Below are 18,447 nucleotides of genomic sequence, written 5' to 3' on the forward strand. Positions count from 1 at the left end.
TATGAGTAAAGAACTGAAAAATAGAATTCTGATTTTAGCAGGCGTCTTGTTGATGGTGGCAACTTTTTTCATGTTGTACAATACTGGAAGCAATTTTGATTACGTATTACCCAAACGATTAGTACGATTAGGAACCATAGTATTGGTGGGCGTTAGTGTTGGTTATTCTTCATTAATTTTTCAAACAATCACAAACAACAAGATTTTAACGCCTTCCATTATGGGTTACGAAGCGGTTTTCATACTCTTCCAAACCGTATTGGTGTTTATTTATGGGGACAAAACCTTTAAAGTATTGAACTCAACGGAGAACTTTTTCGTTGCATTATTCTTCATGCTTTTGTTTTCGTTTTTAATGTATTTCATCCTTTTCAAAAAAGGCAAAAATAATATCTATCATCTTCTATTAACGGGATTGGTTCTCGGAATTCTTTTTGAAACCTTCGGCAAATTTCTACAAATCATCATCGATCCTAATGAATTCTCCATGGTAGAATCGTACATTTTTGCGTCTTTCAATAAAATAAATTCCAATTTACTTTTGGTATCAGGAATTATTACGGTGATTACTTTAATTGCAGGACAACCGTATTTGAAATACCTCAACATTATCGCATTGGGACGCGAACAAGCGATTAACTTAGGACTTAATTACAATCGACTTATACAGATTTATTTACTCATCATTTCCATTTTGGTATCCGTTTCTACCGCGTTGGTTGGTCCGCTCACCTTTCTAGGAATCTTGGTAACGAATCTTACGTATCAACTTTTTAAAACCTACAAACATCAATATACCGTTTGGATTTGTAGCGCAATTGCGTGTGTAGCCTTGTTTATTGGGCAAACTTTTGTTGAGCATTTTTTCAATTTCTCAACAACGGTGAGCATTGTAATCAATTTTATTGGGGGTTTGTATTTTATTTATTTGATTTTAAAATCAACTCAAAAGAAATGATTAAAGTAGAAAATCTTCATAAAAAATTTGGAACTAAAATCATCCTAGAAGACCTTTCGGTAGAAATTCCGACAGGCAAAATCACGTCGCTTATTGGCGCCAATGGTTCTGGAAAAAGTACGCTTTTATCTATTATTTCGAGACTTTTGGAGCGCGATAATGGACGTATTTATCTTCAAGATCAGGAATTGAGTTCATTTAAAAGTAAAAATTTAGCTAAGAAAATTTCGATTTTAAAGCAAAGCAATCAAATGGATTTGAAATTAACCATTGAAGAATTGGTTGCTTTCGGACGTTTTCCGCATTCTCAAGGACGATTGAACGAAATCGATAAAGAAAAAATAAATCAAGCATTGGATTTCTGTTCTTTGACTGAAATTAAAGATGCTTACTTGGATGAATTAAGTGGTGGCCAACGTCAGCGCGCTTTTTTAGCAATGGTTATCGCACAAGACACCGATTACATTTTACTAGACGAACCGCTGAACAACCTCGACATGAAGCTTTCAGTACAGATTATGAACACGCTTCAACGATTGGTAACGGAACTCAACAAAACCGTGATTATTGTGATTCATGAAGTGAATTTCGCGTTCATTTATTCCGATTACATTATCGCTTTGAAAGACAAAAAAGTAGCCCATTTTGGGGAAACACATACCATTATTACTCCAGAAATCCTTAAAAATATTTTCGATTTGGAGTTTGAAATCATAGAAAAAGACGGAAAAAAATTCTGCAATTATTTTAAAGTTTAATTTAATCTATAAATCTTATGAAAAAAAGTATCAACATTATCTCCGCATTCATTTTAATGGCTTTTACAGCATGTAACGGCGATAAGAAAAACGACACCGCTGCATCAAGCGAAAAAATAGAAATTACCCACGAACTTGGTAAAACAAGTTTGGTAGAAAACCCACAAAAAATAGTTGTTTTCGATATGGGAACGCTAGAAACCCTTGATGAATTGGGAATCAAAGTAGCAGGTTTACCGAAGAAAAACCTACCGAGTCACCTGAAAAAATACGCAGAAGACCCTAATATTGTTGATATCGGTACCATGCAAGAACCTAATTTTGAAAAAATAAATGCGCTAGGTCCCGAGGCAATCTTCGTATCCAACCGTCAGCAAGCAGTTTATGGAGAATTGAGCAAAATAGCGCCAACAGTCTATTTCAATACGTACGATAAAGATTACATGAGCGCCTTGGAAATTAAAATGAAAACATTGGGTCAGATTTTCAAAAAAGAAGACGAATTAAATGCAAAAGTAGCACAGCTAAAAAAGGAAATCGAAACATCGAATGCTGAAATTTCAAAATCCGACAAAAAAGGATTAATTCTATTGTACAACAAAGGGAAATTTAGTGCTTACGGGAAAGGATCACGTTTTGGCTTCATCCACGATGTTATGGGCGTAAAACCTGCGATTGAAGATTTGGAAGTCGCAACACACGGCCAACCCGTTTCTAATGAGCTAATTTTAAAAACCAATCCGGATTACATTTTTATTGTTGATAGAAATGCAGCTGTAGAAAGCATCCCGACCAATAAATCCGAAATTGAAAACGTTATGATTCAAAAAACCAATGCGTTTAAAAATGGAAAAATCACCTATTTGGATGCTGGATATTGGTATCTTTCTGGTGGTGGAACGGCTTCTACACAGCAAATGATTAAAGATGTTCAACAAACAGTAAATTAAAATGAGCGACGTTAAAATTTTAAGAAATCTCTTTCGCTTAGCCAAACGCGAGTTTATTACGCCGAATTTCATCCGTTTGACTCTGCAAGGAGACGATATGAAACCTTATGAAGTTTGCACGATTGGCGTGAACAATAAAATACTACTTCCTAGACCTGGAAGCAAGGAAGTGAATCTTCCGAAATTTGATGATGAAACCCACGATTGGATTTTCCCAGAAGATCATCTAAAACCTATTATCCGAACCTATACGTATCGCGGTGCTGATTTCGAAAAAAATCAAATGATTGTTGATTTTGTACATCACGGCGATAACGGACCGGCTTCTGCTTGGGCAATTAATGCAAAATTAGGCGAGGAAATTGGAGTTGCCATGAAAATGTACAAATCAGAATTGTATCCCGAATCGGATTGGTATTTTTTAATTGGTGATGCTACGGCGATTCCCGTTTTAAGCGCCATCATGGAAAGCTTACCCAACGATAAAAAAGGAGTTGCCCTAATTGAAGTTCCCACTAAAGAAGATGAACAAAGCCTTACAAAGCCAGAAAATTTCGAAGTTATTTGGATTCATAATTCGCATCCTGAAAATGGAAGTGAATTGGCTGAAAAAGCTAAGGAATTTGAAATTCCTGAAGGTGAAAAATTCGCTTATGTTGCTGCAGAATTTTCAACAGTAAAAGAATTGCGAAACTATTTCCGAAAGGAATTGGCTTGGACGAAAGATGAACTATATGCCTATTCCTATTGGAAAGCCGGGGTTGCGGAAGATCAATCGGCATCCGACAGACAAAAGGAAAAAGCCGAAAACTAATTAAAAAAGCTGCAAAATTTTTGCAGCTTTTTTATTTTTATATCAAACCAAATTGTGAAAAATGGTGTGTAAAGTGTTTTCTGTTGAACAATTCCATCATTTCTTTATTTAACATTCCAAAACGTGGATGAAAATGTTCTGCTCTTGGATTTTCTCGGTAATAAACTAAAAATTCTTTCAAGCCTTCGAGTAATTTTGTTTTAGCTTCATCCAGACTCTTATATTTCGGTTGAAGTTCTTCCCCTTCTTTCAGCAAAGGATATTTTGCACCTAGCTGAATTTCTTTGGTTGTGTACAACCAATCTTGCAATTTTTCTAAATGTTCTATAGGAATTTCTGGGAAATCCTCAGCTTTCAAATCACCAAAACCATTTCTAACTACTTCTTCCAAATGCTCCACCATTAATTGTGGAGACATATTTCCGAAATTTTTGTCAGAATTTTCCGTTAAAGCATTCAATTTTTTCTCAATTGCTTTTACATTTAAATCCATAAATGGAGATTTTTTTGCAACTAAAGTTAAAATTGTAGCTACACAAACCACCTCATCACGCTGATTAACCACTTCCACCAACCATTTTACAACACCAGATGGAATATTTCTACCTTTAACACCTCTATTGATTTTCTCTTTCGCGGTTAAATAAACGGTAATCGTGTCTCCCGCATAAACTGGCTTAAAGAACGAACATTCCTCTAAGCCGTAATTGGCGATAACAGGACCTTTTTTGCCTGAAACGAACAATCCGGCCGCCGCCGAAAGAATGAAATAGCCATGCGCCACTTTCTCATCGAAAATAGTTCCCGAAAGCGAAGTTGCATCGGTATGTGCATAAAAATGGTCCCAAGAAACATTAGAGAAATTAACGATATCCGTTTCAGTAACCGTTCTTCCTGCAGTTTCCAAAGAATCACCAACTTCAACTTCTTCAAAGAATTTTTGGAAAGGATGTTTGTCGGAATATTTTTTCTCTGCACCTTGTGTATACACTTTTGTTATCGCCGTTAAAACATCTGGTGAACCTTGAATTGCCGTTTTTTGAAGAAAGAAATGAAGACCATTCAAGCCGCCCATTTCTTCGCCTCCTCCCGCTCTACCAGGACCGCCGTGCATCAAGGTTGGTAGCGGCGAACCGTGACCTGTGCTTTCTTTAGCATTATCTCTGTTCAGAACGAAAATTCTACCATGTTGAGAAGCGATTTTCCAAGCCGTTTCGGCAATGAATTTTTCGTCGTGAGAAATGATGGATGAAACCAAACTTCCTTTTCCGCGTTTTGCCAATGCAGCAGCTTCCTCCGCATCTTTATACGGCATAATCGTAGAAACTGGACCGAAAGCTTCAACATCGTGAGAAATATTTTTGGTAAACGGAGAATCATTTAAGAATAATTTCGGTGTCATAAACGCTCCCGAATCAAACGAAGCATCTATTAATTCTTGTTTTCCGTCATAAATAAGTTCCGTTTCTGATTTTAAAATATCTATTTTTCTTTGAACCTCATCATACTGTTGCTTTCCAACCAAAGAACCCATGCGAGTTTCACGAGAAAGTGGATTTCCAATTTTTACTTGGTCTAAAGCTTTTGACAAAGCATTTTGTACATCACCTACCAAATGTTCAGGAACGATAATTCTACGAATTGCAGTACATTTTTGTCCCGCTTTTGTCGTCATTTCGTTGCGAACTTCCTTAATGAATAAATCGAATTCTGGAGTTCCTGGTTTTGCTTCTAATCCTAAAATTGACGCATTCAGAGAATCGGCTTCCATATTAAAACGAACGGCTCCACCAGCAATATTTGGAAGTGATTTTAGTTTTCTACCTGTTCCTGCAGAACCTGTAAATAAAACAGAATCGCCATCTTGAATGTAGTCTAAAATATTTCCTGGCTCACCGCAAACTAACTGAATGGCTCCTTCGGGAAGAAAACCACTTTCAATCATATCTTTGAAAACCTCGTACGTTAAATACGAACCAAAAGGTGAAGGTTTTACTACACTCGGAACTCCCGCCAATAATGAAGTTGACAGTTTTTCCAACATTCCCCAAACTGGAAAATTATAAGCGTTAATTTGAACTGAAACCCCTTCTGACGGTGTTAAAATATGTGCTCCTAAATGCGTCCCGTTTGCGGAAATCTTTTGTACATCGCCATCAACCCAAAATGTGGTATTCGGCAACATTCTTTTTGCTAAACCTGAATAGGTAAAAAACGTTCCGAAACCGCCTTCGATATCTACCCAAGAATCTACATGAGTAGCTCCCGTTTTGTAGGAAAGTTCGTAGTATTTTTTCTTTCTTTCTAAAAGGTAAAGCGCCACTTTCTTCAACATCTGACCTCTGTCATAAAACGTCATTGATGAAAGGTTTTTGTAGCCTAAAGTTCTACCATATTCTAAAGCTTGTTCGAAGTTCAATCCTTCGGTATCTGAAATTGCGACCACTTCGCCATTAACAGCGTTATACAACGGAATTCCTGCTCCGTTACCTTCCACCCACTGTCCTGCGATATAGTTTTTTAGTTTATTCATTTTTCAATAGTCTTTAAATATTCATTGTAAAAATTTAATGTGTTTTCTAGATACTTCCTTGGTTTCCCAGAAGAAGAAAGCTTAAATTTTTCAAAGTACTGATACATCAGATTATGACTTTCATACACTATAAATTGAAAATAATTAAGATTAAGGTGTCTAATTTTTCCAGATTTAAGAGGCGTTGCAAATTCAAACAATAGATTTTTATGAAATTCGACTCCATTATCGACAATATACTTATCAATTGAATTATGTGCAATTGCTCCAAAGTAATCAACGTCTTCTTGTAGTTGAAAAGAATCAATTAATGCCTGTCCAAAATATATTTGTTTGCCAATATCAACACTCACTTTTCCATGAGCAAAAGCTCCCTTCAAAGGTTGCTCGCTTTCAATTATTCTTGCAAAAACCCAATTTACTGACTCAAGAAAGACCTTAAATGTATCTAAGGAATCATTTTTTGAAAAAACAATTATAGAATCGGAAAAAGTAACTATCTCAATTGGTTTACTTTCAATAGAAAAATCTTTATCAGTAACTTTAGGATTGATTTCTTTTCTTAAATCCGAAATACTAGACAAACGATTGAATATTTCTTCATGGGTACTTCTTAAAACCAAATCTTTAAACCCTAAAATATCAAAAAACGCGACAAATCGGTTTTGAGTAATTTGCCATTCAGATTTATCTTCGTATGCTTTAACACTTTTAAGTAAATCAGTATGTGATTTACTTAAAACCCTCAATGTCAAGGTTGCCATACTCTAACTTTTAATTATTATTATTTTTTCTGATTAAGTAACGCATGAAAAGATAAATCAAAATCCCTATACAAGCCAAATCTAGAACTACAACACCATTAATAATCCATTCCATCAAAGTCGATTTCCTTTTCATTGTTTCACTAAACTCTACAGTTTCTACACGTTTTAAAATGTCGGAAATCCACATTTGTTGGTAATACGCCCAAAATCCGACTGCATTACTAATGACTAAGAAAAGCAATATAATAATGACTTTATTACGATGCTTCATTGTTTATTTCTATATTATTTAATGAAAGATACTTTATTTTCGGAGAATTTTACGCAGCCCGGATTGAACGGTTTGATCGAGCTCTTTTTCGGGAATTCGGAGTTGCTTCGGCTCTGCCGCCGCAAATCCTAATTATTGAAAAAAGCGAGTAGTGAAAGCCGGAAATGCTGCCCAAAAACAAAAAAACCAATGAGAATTTGACTTTTGGAACGGAATTTTCATACCTTTGCGGGCTTATCTATAACTGGGGTTGACTGGTTTCGACAGCAGGAACAATGGGTAAGTAAGCATGCAGAGAACCGTAGCGCGATCTCTTTAATCCCTTGCTGCAAATTTTAACTGGCAACGAAGAGTATGCTCTTGCTGCTTAATCTGAAGTTTAGTAGGATTAACATTTTTCCTGAAGTATAGTAGGGAAACAAGATGTCCCGCGGAAGTTCGGTTCTGCGACGTCCGAGTTCGGGGCATGGAAATGCGGAAATAAGCTTTTGGGAACTTCGACCAAAAGACGAAAATTTTAGAAGTTAAGCGTAATGTTGGGTGTCTACTCTCTGCCTTACGTCGAAAACCAATAGTAGAATAAGCATGTAGAAGTCTTATGTATTGCCTGTTTGGACGAGGGTTCGAATCCCTCCAACTCCACAGAAAACAAAATAACCACTTGAAGTCCAGGTGGTTATTTTTATTTTAGTTAACGGATTTATAGTGAACATCCGAAAGATTTCGTAAAATTTCTGCACTCTGTTCGGGAGTAATATCTCGTTGCGGCTCAGCCAGCATCTCATAACCAACCATAAATTTTTTAACTTCGGCAGAACGTAGTAAGGGAGGATAAAAGTGATGCTGAAAATGCCATTCTGGATGCGCCAATCCATCAGTAGGCGCTTGATGAATACCAGCAGAATACGGAAATGAAATTTCAAACAAATTATCATATTTGATTGTTAGTTTCTTTAAAATTTCGGCATAGGAAAGGATTTCAGAATCGGAAAGTTCCGATAAATTTATCTTTTTCTTTTGGGGTAAGATCATCGTTTCATAAGGCCAAGTCGCCCAAAACGGAACTAAAGCAACAAAATCTAGATTTTCCAAAACCACTCGCTCTTTTTTTTCCAATTCTTGCGCTACATACTCTTCAAGTAGAGACTTTTGATGCTTTTGAAAATAATTTTCTAACTGCTCTTGAGTTTTAGAAACTAAAGTCGGAATACTCGATTGCGCCCAAATTTGACAATGCGGATGCGGATTACTGCAACCCATCACTGCTCCTTTGTTTTCGAAAATTTGTACGTGGTTGATATTTGGTTTTGCACCCAATTCTTCATATTGACTTTTCCACAAGTGAATAACTCCCGTAATTTCTGAAACCTCTAATTCTGGTAAGGTTAAATTATGTTTTGGTGAAAAACAAATGACACGATTTACACCTTGTTCCGGTGCGGTTTGAAAAAGTTGATTTTTAGAATTTTCAAATAAAACTTCTTCTCGACCTAAAGCTGGAAAATCATTATCAAAAACATAGGTTTGACTGTAGTTTTCATTAATCTCTCCATTAGAACGCTTATTTCCAGGACACAAATAACACGACGGATCGTATTCGGGTAATGAGGTTTGCTCCGTTTTTTCCTGTTGCCCTTGCCATGGCCTTTGAGTACGTTGTGGCGAAACCAAAACCCACTCGTCTAACAAGGGATTGTAGCGTCTATGTGGATGTTTATTGATATTAAATTCTGTCATGATTTTCTAAAATTTGAGTTCCATTGAAAATCTGAATGGGATGAATTTTCAATTCAATTCCGAATTTTTGAAGATAGCGCTCTTTCAAGACAGAGCTTATTTCCTCAATTTTATTTGATTTAATTAGGTTGATGGAACACCCACCAAAGCCTCCGCCCATCATTCGACTTCCCAAAACATTTTCGCTTTTCAAAGCTTCGCCCACAAGAAAATCCAACTCTTTGCAACTTACTTCATATTCTTTGGATAAGCCTTCATGGGTTTGAGAAAGCAACTCGCCAAACTCTTTAAACTTTTCGTTTTCTAAAAATTGAACGGCTTTTAAAGTCCGCTCTATTTCTTTAACAATAAACTGCAATCGCTTTTTCTGAATCTCAGATAAATCAATTTCATTATTCTGAATCATTTCCAAATCCAAATCTCGAAAAGTTTGCAAATTGGGATAAAGCTTTTTAAGTAAATCAAAACCTTCTTTCACTTCATTTCTTCTTTGATTATATTCTGAAGCAACGAGCGAATGTTTCACACACGAATCAAACAAAACCAAACTATAATCCCCGAAATTTGTTGGATAATATTGAATCTCCGTCGTTAGACAATCAAGTAGCAACGCTGAATTTTCTTTCCCAAAAACAGACGCAAATTGATCCATAATTCCACATTTTACCCCTACATACTCGTGTTCTGTCCATTGACATTTTAAGGCGATTTCCTTTTTGGACCAATGTAATTGGGAATAATCGTTCATCAAAGCTGCAAAACCGCAACTTAATGCCGCAGAAGATGAAAGTCCAGCTCCAATCGGTAGATTACTTGAAAAGACAATATCCAGTCCGACCAATTCGTCTTTGGTTTGTAGTGCTTGATCAATAACACCAAGAAAATAATTTTCCCATAAATTTTCACTTTTCTGAATTGGAGCATTCACATCAAATTCTCGAAATTCATCAATATCAGCAGCAAAAACCCGAATCGAATTCAAATCATTTGAGCAAGCGGCAAAACAAATATATTTATCAATCGCAGCAGGTAAAACATAACCATCATTATAATCAATATGTTCACCGATTAGATTAATTCTGCCCGGTGACAAAACAATTTTATCGGCGTTTTGATGAAACTTTTCTTGAAATATTCGCTGCGTTTCTCGGATCAGTTCTTCCGTATTTAACATAAGTACATTTTCATTTATTAGATTTTATTTGCACTTTCAGAATAAAATATAGAAATTTTATCCATCAATAGAAAGGTTTATTCAAATTTCGCAATTTCATCAACGAAACCAAGAATTTTTCCAAGAAATATTTTAAAATCTAAAAACACTCAGTAAAAGATAAATAAATGATCCTAAAAAACTGACGAACTTCTTCTTTTTGAGATTTTTTTAATAACTAAAATAAAGTATTTTTGCAGTCTATGAAAAGATGGTATCTCTACCCCTTTTCCTTAGGTTATCATTTGGCAACATCCATACGGAATGTCTTTTATAATCTAGGGATCTTTAAGTCGAAAAAATTTAAAACACCGATCATCAACGTTGGGAATCTTTCCGTTGGTGGATCGGGAAAATCGCCTATGGTAATGTATTTGGCGGATCTTTTGTCCAAACATTATCGTACTGGAGTTTTGTCTCGCGGTTACGGAAGAGTGACCAAAGGTTACGGAATCACCAATTATGAAAGCAATTATAAAATTGTTGGTGATGAAGCGATGCAGCTTTTTGAACGTTTCAAAAATCGTTTTGTAATCGCCGTTTCCGAACAGCGAGTTCCAGGAGCCGAAAAAGTGATTTCGGATATGGATTTGGATGTGTTGGTTTTGGATGATGCCTATCAGCACAGAGCAATCAGACCTGGATTCAATATTTTGATGACGGATTACAACGATCCTTATTTTAAAGATTTCGTCTTGCCAGCTGGAGATTTGCGTGAAAGTCGTAGTGGCGCTGGTAGAGCCCAAATCATTATGGTTTCTAAATGCCCGAGTGATCTTACCGAAGAGAAAAAACAATATTTTGTCTCTAGAATTAAGCCGGCTTACAATCAAAAAGTCTTTTTTTCGTCGATTCGATATGACGAAAACATTTTTTCTGTCAATAAAAAATTACCCGATAACAACCTTGCCTATTACGATATTCTACTTATTACAGGAATTGCAAATCCAAAACCGTTAGTTCAGCATTTAGCTAAATTCTCTCAGAAAGTAAAACATTTAAAATTTAAAGATCATCATAATTTCAGTGATGCAGATATCAAAAACATCCTTGCTGAGTACAAAAAATTAGGTGAATACAAACTGATTCTTACGACGGAGAAAGATTATGTACGCCTGAAAACGTTTGATTATCTTAGAGAGTTGGTGTATTATTGGCCAATTAACGTGAGTATCGATAAGCAACAAGAGTTTAACCAAATTGTATTGGATTATGTTAGAAAGAATTAAAGAAACCGCCGAATTCATCCAAAATATCATTCAGGACACGCCTGATTTTGCTATTGTTTTAGGATCTGGTTTGGGCGCTTTGAAAGATGAAGTAGAAGCAATTCACACTTTAGAATATCATGAAATTCCGAATTTCCCTCAAACAACGGTTGTTGGACATGGTGGAAGTTTGATTTACGGAATTCTTGAAGGAAAAAAAGTATTGATGATGAGCGGCCGGTTCCATTATTATGAAGGACACGACATTCAAACCGTAGTTTTTCCGTTCCGTGTTTTCCATTTGCTTGGAATTAAAAATCTGATTGTTTCCAACGCTTCTGGTGGCGTCAATAAAAACTTTAATGTTGGTGATGTGATGATTATTTCAGATCATATCAACATGATGCCAGAACACCCATTGAGAGGCAAAAATATCGACGAATTGGGTCCACGTTTTGTCGATATGAGCGAGCCGTACAGCCAAAAAATGATTTCTATTGCTGAAGAAGTTGCTAAAGAACAAAATCTATCGGTTCATAAAGGTGTTTATGTTGCGCTTCAAGGTCCAACTTTCGAAACACCTGCGGAGTACGGGATGATTCGTGCAATTGGCGGAGACGCCGTTGGCATGAGCACCGTTCCCGAAGTGATTGTTGCAAAACATCAAGGCATGGATTGTTTTGGAGTTTCGGTGATTACAGATTTGGGTGGACCAGAAATTTCATTCGCTGTTTCCCATGAAGAAGTTCTGAATGCCGCTAAAAAAGCCATGCCGAACGTTATTGGACTTGTAAAAGGTTTGGTTAAAAACTATTCGTAAAACGATAGAATTAAAATAGAAAGCGTGTCAAATTGATGCGCTTTTTTTGTTGATTTCAAGGAAACTGCTAATTTTACTTTTCTAATGCAACCTTCCCAAAGAAAAATAATCCACGTGGATATGGACGCGTTCTACGCTTCGGTAGAACAGCACGATCATCCAGAACTAAAAGGTCTTCCTATTGCCGTTGGTGGTGGGCATCGTGGCGTGGTTGCAGCTGCGAGTTACGAAGCTCGAAAATACGGAGTTCGATCCGCAATGTCTAGTAAAATTGCAAAAGAAAAATGTCCGCAATTGATTTTTGTAAAACCAAGATTTGGTCGATACAAAGAGGTTTCCAAACAGATTCATGAAATTTTTCACGAGTACACTGATTTAGTGGAACCTTTATCTTTAGATGAAGCCTATTTGGATGTCACAGAAAATAAAATGGATATTTCGTCGGCGAATCAAATTGCGAAAGAAATTCGGAAAAAAATCTTTGACAGAACCGGTTTAACGGCTTCCGCAGGAATTTCGATCAATAAATTTTTAGCGAAAATTGCATCCGATGTCAACAAGCCAAATGGACAGAAAACCATTCACCCCGACAAAATGCATGATTTTCTTGAAAAACTTCCTATTGAACGGTTTTTCGGAATCGGAAAAGTTACGGCAACCAAAATGCATAACCTTCAAATTTTCAATGGAGCCGATTTAAAATCGAAAAGCCTTGAGCAATTGGAATATTGGTTCGGAAAATCTGGAAAGTACTATTATTACGCCGTTCGTGGAATTCATAACAGTGAAGTAAAACCCGATCGTACACGAAAAAGTGTCGGTGTAGAACGTACATTTTGGGACGATATTTTTGATCAAGATGGAATTAACGAAAAACTTAAATCTTTAAGTTCGGAACTCCATGAACGCCTTTCTAAAAACGATGTTCAGGGAAAAACGCTTACCTTAAAAATAAAATACAACGACTTTAGTCTTTACACCCGAAGTTTCACACAAGAAATTTTCTTTTTTGGATTTGAAAAATATTTTAAAACCGCTCTAAAGCTTTGGGAAGATCGCCCTTTTGATAAACCGATTCGGCTTTTAGGGCTTTCTGTGTCAAATTTAAATACATCCGAACAAAAGCAAATTTCAGTTCAGTTAAAGATTCCTTTTGAAGAATTTGAAGACTAAAAAACGATGATTTTTCACCACGTTTAAACTCTCAATGAGTAAATTGAGTACCTTTAAACTATGGAATTTTCTCAATTGAAACCAACATATCAAGACGCACAGCATTTTCTAGACTTTTGGACGAAAGGAAATGGTAAACAATTACAGCAATGGAGCGGTGCAGATTTAAACTTCAATAATTTTGAAGAATTTGCTCCAAATTATCATCGTTGCGACGACTTGGGTGATGAAGTTGTGAAAGACGTTTATTTCAAAAAATCCTTTAAAGAAGCAACTTCTGAAATAGAAAACTACATCAAAAACGGTGTTGATTTTACGGATTCAAACATTCCAGAAAGCGTCAAAAAACTTTTCCAGCAAACGCAGGAAGTTCCAACTTGGGTCGATTGGAATTTAATTGAAAGCGGAGCCGGATTATGCCGAAGATCAGGATTAAATTCATTGATTGTCCTTCGAGATTATACGTTGATGGGCGGTTACGATAATGCATATCTTACCAAACCATTAATTCATACAGGTGCGCTGAAAAAAGGCGCAGTAAAACGTTTAGCGGATACGTTGAATTTTTGGGTGAATGTTACAAGAGCAAATGCACTTCAACCTCATCAAAAAGGGTATGAAATGGCGATAAAAACCCGATTAATTCATTCCTATTCTCGTTTGATGATTTTAGAAAAATCAAAAAATTGGGACACTGAAAAATACGGGCTTCCTATCAACACTTGGGATATGGTTGCCACGTATATTGGATTTTCACTCGTGTTTTTACATGGACTTAAAAAAATGGAAATGCATATTTCCGAAGAGGAAGAAAAAGGACATTTTATGCTTTGGAAATACATTGGTTACCTCATCGGAATTCCAGAAAACCTTTTACCCAACACAAAAAAAGAAGCTACAGAATCCTTTTATTTATGGACTTCCATACAACCGTCATCAGATGAAGATTCGGTTTTGTTAGCGCAATCACTTTTAGATGAAAATCTTGAAGCCACTTTTTTAAAATATCATTTCCAACGTAAAACATTGAGGAATCTTCATGCTTCCATGAATTGGTTTTTGTTGGATAAAGAAGTGAATGAACGTTTGAAAATTACAAAAGTGAAATTTCCCAATGCATTTGCAAACATGATTCGTTTTAGAAATCGATGGTTTCAAAAGTTTAATTCACTCGAAAAACAGATAAAAATTGGTGGCGATGCCCAAGAAAAAGTTTTGGACGACTACTTGAAAATTGCTCCAAGAAATGTGCATGGATGATTAATATTCATAAAAATGCAGCAAGACTTCTTTAAAAAAGTCCAATTTTGGCAGCGAAGTGAAAATGAAATCATTAGCAATAATTGCTACAAAACGTAGCAACTTTTCAGAAATTATTTCCGTATTTTTGACAAAATAAATTTTAGAATGAGCAACGCAGACGATAAGAAAAAAGCACTAGCCTTAGTACTAGAAAAACTAGATAAAACCTACGGAAAAGGAACCGTGATGACGTTAGGAGAAGATTCTATTGACCATACCATCGAAGTTATTCCTTCGGGATCTTTGGGATTGGATTTGGCTTTAGGTGTAGGCGGTTACCCGAAAGGAAGAGTGATTGAAATCTACGGACCTGAATCTTCTGGTAAAACAACTTTAACGCTTCATGCGATTGCAGAAGCTCAAAAACAAGGCGGTATCGCAGCTTTCATCGATGCGGAGCACGCTTTTGATAGAACTTATGCCGCTAAATTAGGAATTGATTTAGAAAATTTAATTATTTCTCAGCCTGATAACGGTGAGCAAGCTTTAGAAATTGCAGATAATTTGATCCGTTCTGGAGCAATTGACATCGTTGTAATTGACTCGGTTGCAGCTTTAACTCCAAAAGCGGAAATCGAAGGTGAAATGGGTGATTCTAAAATGGGATTGCACGCAAGATTGATGTCTCAAGCTTTGAGAAAATTGACAGCGACCATTTCAAGAACGAAATGTACCGTAATTTTCATCAACCAGTTGAGAGAAAAAATCGGTGTGATGTTCGGAAATCCTGAAACAACAACAGGTGGTAACGCCCTTAAATTCTACGCTTCTGTAAGAATTGACATCAGAAAAGCTTCTGCACCAATTAAAAATGGTGACGAAGCGGTTGGTTCTCGTGTGAAAGTAAAAATCGTGAAGAACAAAGTTGCTCCTCCTTTCAAAATGGCGGAATTTGACATTATGTATGGTGAAGGTGTTTCAAAAACAGGAGAAATCCTAGATCAAGCTGTTGAAATGGGAATCGTGAAGAAAAGTGGTTCTTGGTTTAGCTATGAGGAGACTAAATTAGGTCAGGGTCGTGATGCTGTGAAGGAAGTTTTGAAAGACAACCCTGAGTTAGCGGAAGAGCTTGAAAATAAAATTAAAGAGGAAATTGCGAACAAGAAATAAGCTTTTTCTTTTGAAATATTGAATCGGCGGAGCCAAAGGCTCCGCCGATTTTTTTGAATTTCCTTTTGCGCAGCGTTCGGCTGCGCAAAAGGAAATTATTCTATCTTAAAAAAGAGTTCCAGCGGCGGCGAAGCCGCCGCTGGAACTAAAAACTTCACTAAAAAACGAACAAAAATGCCATTCTGTCACTTTCGGCTGAGTGGTATTTTTTTTGAGCAATAGAAGGAAAGAAGTTTTATGAATACAAAGGAACATTGGGAAAATGTGTACGAAACAAAAACGCCAGATCAAATGAGCTGGACTCAGGACGAATATGCAACTTCTCTTCGTTTGATAAAATCTTTAAATGCAGATAAATCAGCTAAAATACTAGATGTTGGCGGTGGCGATGGAAGCTTTGTTCAAGCACTTTTGGATGAAGGGTTTGAAAACATTAGTGTTCTGAATATTTCTAAAAAAGTTTTAGAAAATGCGAAAGAAAGATTAGGAAAATCTGCAGAAAAAATTAGTTGGATTGTTTCGGATATCACCGAGTTTCAACCCGTTGAAAACTACGACATTTGGCATGATAGAGCTACTTTCCACTTCTTGACTGATAAAAATGATATTCAAAAATATGTGGACTTATTAAATTCAAATCTTGATGGAAACTTGATAATCAGTACATTTTCAAAAGACGGACCTTTAAAATGTAGCGGATTGGAAATCACTCAATACAACGAAGAAGGTTTAGAGAATCTTTTGAAAGATCAATTTGAAAAAATAGAATGTTTTACTGAAAATCATAAAACTCCTTTTGATACAGAACAAAACTTCATTTATTGCAACTTCAAAAAAATAAAATAAACAATACAAAATACTATGACTAAAGGAAATATTAATGTAAGTGTGGAGAATATTTTTCCACTAATTAAAAAATTCTTGTACAGCGACCACGAAATTTTCTTGAGAGAATTAATTTCGAATGCAACGGACGCTACTTTAAAATTAAAACATCTAACCTCAATCGGAGAAGCCAAAGTTGAATATGGGACTCCAAAAATTGAAGTTAAAATCGATAAAGAAAAGAAAACGCTAACCATTTCTGACCAAGGTTTGGGGATGACCGCTGAAGAAGTTGAAAAATACATCAACCAAGTAGCATTTTCGGGTGCGGAAGAGTTTTTAGAAAAATATAAAGATTCAGCTAAGGATTCAGGAATTATAGGACATTTCGGACTTGGATTCTACTCTGCTTTTATGGTGGCAGACCAAGTAGAAATCATTACAAAATCGTACAAAGACGCACCAGCGGTTCATTGGATTTGTGATGGAAGTCCAGAATTTACTTTAGAAGAAAGTTCAAAAACAGAAAGAGGAACGGATATTATTTTGCATATCGCAGAAGATTCAACTGAGTTTTTAGAAGAAGGAAAAATCCGTGAATTATTGGAAAAATACAATAAATTCATGCCTGTTCCTATTAAATTCGGAACAAAAACGGAAACGCTTCCTTTGCCAGCAGATGCTCCCGAAGGAACAGAACTAGAGAAAGTGGAAATCGATAATATCATCAACAATCCGCATCCAGCTTGGACGATTGCACCAAGTGATTTATCGAAGGAAGATTATGTGAAATTCTACCACGAATTGTATCCAATGCAGTTTGAAGAGCCACTTTTCAATATTCATTTGAATGTGGATTATCCGTTTAACTTAACAGGGATTTTGTTCTTTCCAAAATTGGGTAACAATCTAAATATCGAAAAAGATAAAATTCAATTATACCAAAATCAAGTTTTCGTGACCGATGAAGTGAAAGGAATTGTTCCAGATTTCTTGATGCTTCTTCGTGGTGTGATTGATTCTCCAGATATCCCGTTGAACGTTTCTCGTTCGTATTTACAAGCGGATGGAGCGGTGAAGAAAATTTCGTCGTATATCACGAAAAAAGTAGCGGATAAAATGGTTTCGTTAATCAATGAAAACCGTGAAGATTACGAACAAAAATGGAATGATATTAAAGTCGTTATCGAATACGGAATGATTACGGAAGACAAATTCTACGAGAAATCGGACAAATTTGCGATGTACCCAACAACCGACAATAAATTCTTTTTATGGAATGAATTGGAAGAAAAAATCAAACCAAATCAAACGGACAAAGATGGAAAGTTGGTGATTCTTTACGCAACCAATATTGATGAGCAATACAGCTATATTCAAGCGGCGAAAGACAAAGGTTATGAAGTTCTGTTATTGGATTCGCCAATAGTTCCGCACGTTATTCAGAAATTAGAATCTTCGAAAGACAACATTACTTTTGCTCGCGTTGATGCCGATCATTTGAATAATTTGATTAAAAAAGATGAACCAATCATCTCTAAATTGAACGAAACCGAAAAAGAATCGTTGAAAAAAGATATCGAAGCGGCGGTTAATGATCAAAAATTCACAGTTCAGTTAGAAGATTTAGCAAGTGATGATGCGCCTTTCGTAATTACACAACCCGAATTTATGCGTCGTATGAAAGACATGCAAGCGACGGGCGGCGGTGGAATGTTCGGAATGGGGAACTTCCCAGAGATGTATAATTTGGTGGTGAATTCCAACTCAGATTTTGCTTCGGAATTGTTGAAATCGGAGGATTCTGAATCTAAAAATGCTAAAATTAAATATGCTTTGGATTTAGCAAAACTATCTCAAAACTTGTTGAAAGGAAAAGATTTGAACGAGTTTATCGCGAGAAGTTACGAGCAGTTGAAGAAATAAATAGCGAAACCTAAAGGTTTTTCAAAATTTAAAAATCGTTTTCAGAGCCAAGGCTTTGAAAACGATTTTGTTTTTTACATCA

At 36.0% G+C, this 18,447-nt stretch carries 16 protein-coding genes and 1 other RNA gene; 12 read left to right on the plus strand and 5 right to left on the minus strand.

Features of this window, described 5'->3' with window-relative positions; all coding sequences use genetic code 11:
• The first annotated feature begins 1 nt into the window (after window position 1).
• The 4 genes from AC5XHR_RS05310 to AC5XHR_RS05325 are packed head-to-tail and all read left to right on the plus strand — an operon-like array spanning window position 2 to window position 3,480.
• The gene (locus AC5XHR_RS05310) at window positions 2-958 is read left to right on the plus strand and encodes an iron chelate uptake ABC transporter family permease subunit (protein WP_495949748.1); all 957 of its coding nucleotides are present in this window, start codon (window positions 2-4) and stop codon (window positions 956-958) included.
• The gene (locus AC5XHR_RS05315) at window positions 955-1,716 is read left to right on the plus strand and encodes an iron ABC transporter ATP-binding protein (RefSeq protein WP_495949749.1); all 762 of its coding nucleotides are present in this window, start codon (window positions 955-957) and stop codon (window positions 1,714-1,716) included. The genes AC5XHR_RS05310 and AC5XHR_RS05315 overlap by 4 nt, the downstream gene beginning before the upstream one ends.
• A 17-nt stretch (window positions 1,717-1,733) precedes the next feature.
• On the plus strand, window positions 1,734-2,666 hold the full coding sequence (locus tag AC5XHR_RS05320; protein ID WP_495949750.1) for a siderophore ABC transporter substrate-binding protein: 933 nt from the start codon (window positions 1,734-1,736) through the stop codon (window positions 2,664-2,666).
• 1 nt (window position 2,667) lies between these two features.
• A complete protein-coding gene (locus AC5XHR_RS05325) occupies window positions 2,668-3,480 on the plus strand; it encodes a siderophore-interacting protein (RefSeq protein WP_495949751.1) in 813 nt (270 codons plus the stop codon).
• Between the two features lie 37 nt (window positions 3,481-3,517).
• On the opposite strand, the gene paaZ is transcribed toward AC5XHR_RS05325, so the two are convergent.
• The 3 genes from paaZ to AC5XHR_RS05340 are packed head-to-tail and all read right to left on the minus strand — an operon-like array spanning window position 3,518 to window position 7,051.
• Window positions 3,518-6,013 carry a phenylacetic acid degradation bifunctional protein PaaZ gene (paaZ, locus tag AC5XHR_RS05330; protein WP_495949752.1) on the minus strand — a complete coding sequence of 832 codons (2,496 nt, stop codon included), beginning with the start codon at window positions 6,011-6,013 and terminating at the stop codon, window positions 3,518-3,520.
• On the minus strand, window positions 6,010-6,777 hold the full coding sequence (locus tag AC5XHR_RS05335; RefSeq protein ID WP_495949753.1) for a hypothetical protein: 768 nt from the start codon (window positions 6,775-6,777) through the stop codon (window positions 6,010-6,012). Before AC5XHR_RS05335 ends, paaZ begins: the two co-directional genes overlap by 4 nt.
• 10 nt (window positions 6,778-6,787) lie before the next feature.
• Window positions 6,788-7,051, minus strand: a complete 264-nt coding sequence (locus AC5XHR_RS05340) for a hypothetical protein (RefSeq protein WP_495949754.1) — start codon at window positions 7,049-7,051, stop codon at window positions 6,788-6,790.
• A 246-nt stretch (window positions 7,052-7,297) separates the two neighbouring features.
• Here AC5XHR_RS05340 and ssrA point away from each other — a divergent pair.
• Window positions 7,298-7,696: a transfer-messenger RNA gene (ssrA, locus tag AC5XHR_RS05345) on the plus strand.
• Window positions 7,697-7,738: 42 nt separating this feature from the next.
• Here ssrA and AC5XHR_RS05350 read toward each other — a convergent pair.
• A complete protein-coding gene (locus AC5XHR_RS05350) occupies window positions 7,739-8,788 on the minus strand; it encodes a UDP-glucose--hexose-1-phosphate uridylyltransferase (RefSeq protein WP_495949755.1) in 1,050 nt (349 codons plus the stop codon).
• A complete protein-coding gene (gene galK / locus AC5XHR_RS05355) occupies window positions 8,775-9,962 on the minus strand; it encodes a galactokinase (RefSeq protein WP_495949756.1) in 1,188 nt (395 codons plus the stop codon). Before galK ends, AC5XHR_RS05350 begins: the two co-directional genes overlap by 14 nt.
• A gap of 242 nt (window positions 9,963-10,204) precedes the next feature.
• On the opposite strand from galK, the gene lpxK reads away from it, so the two are divergent.
• The 7 genes from lpxK (at window position 10,205) to htpG (ending at window position 18,365) form a co-directional block, all read left to right on the plus strand.
• The gene (gene lpxK / locus AC5XHR_RS05360; protein WP_495949757.1) at window positions 10,205-11,230 is read left to right on the plus strand and encodes a tetraacyldisaccharide 4'-kinase; all 1,026 of its coding nucleotides are present in this window, start codon (window positions 10,205-10,207) and stop codon (window positions 11,228-11,230) included.
• Entirely contained in the window at window positions 11,214-12,029 is an 816-nt protein-coding gene (locus AC5XHR_RS05365) for a purine-nucleoside phosphorylase (RefSeq protein ID WP_495949758.1), read from the plus strand. The genes lpxK and AC5XHR_RS05365 overlap by 17 nt, the downstream gene beginning before the upstream one ends.
• Before the next feature lie 84 nt (window positions 12,030-12,113).
• A complete protein-coding gene (gene dinB, locus AC5XHR_RS05370; protein ID WP_495949759.1) occupies window positions 12,114-13,202 on the plus strand; it encodes a DNA polymerase IV in 1,089 nt (362 codons plus the stop codon).
• A 60-nt stretch (window positions 13,203-13,262) separates the two neighbouring features.
• Complete coding sequence (locus tag AC5XHR_RS05375; RefSeq protein WP_495949760.1) at window positions 13,263-14,462, plus strand: oxygenase MpaB family protein; 1,200 nt, start codon at window positions 13,263-13,265, stop codon at window positions 14,460-14,462.
• A gap of 147 nt (window positions 14,463-14,609) precedes the next feature.
• Window positions 14,610-15,614 (plus strand): recombinase RecA, encoded by a 1,005-nt coding sequence (recA, locus tag AC5XHR_RS05380; protein WP_495949761.1) that lies wholly within the window; start codon window positions 14,610-14,612, stop codon window positions 15,612-15,614.
• 237 nt (window positions 15,615-15,851) lie between these two features.
• The gene (locus AC5XHR_RS05385; RefSeq protein WP_495949762.1) at window positions 15,852-16,460 is read left to right on the plus strand and encodes a class I SAM-dependent methyltransferase; all 609 of its coding nucleotides are present in this window, start codon (window positions 15,852-15,854) and stop codon (window positions 16,458-16,460) included.
• A 15-nt stretch (window positions 16,461-16,475) separates the two neighbouring features.
• Complete coding sequence (gene htpG / locus AC5XHR_RS05390; RefSeq protein ID WP_495949763.1) at window positions 16,476-18,365, plus strand: molecular chaperone HtpG; 1,890 nt, start codon at window positions 16,476-16,478, stop codon at window positions 18,363-18,365.
• The last annotated feature ends 82 nt before the right edge of the window (window positions 18,366-18,447 follow it).

It is taken from the genome of Kaistella sp. CFF1-2, from assembly GCF_059509915.1.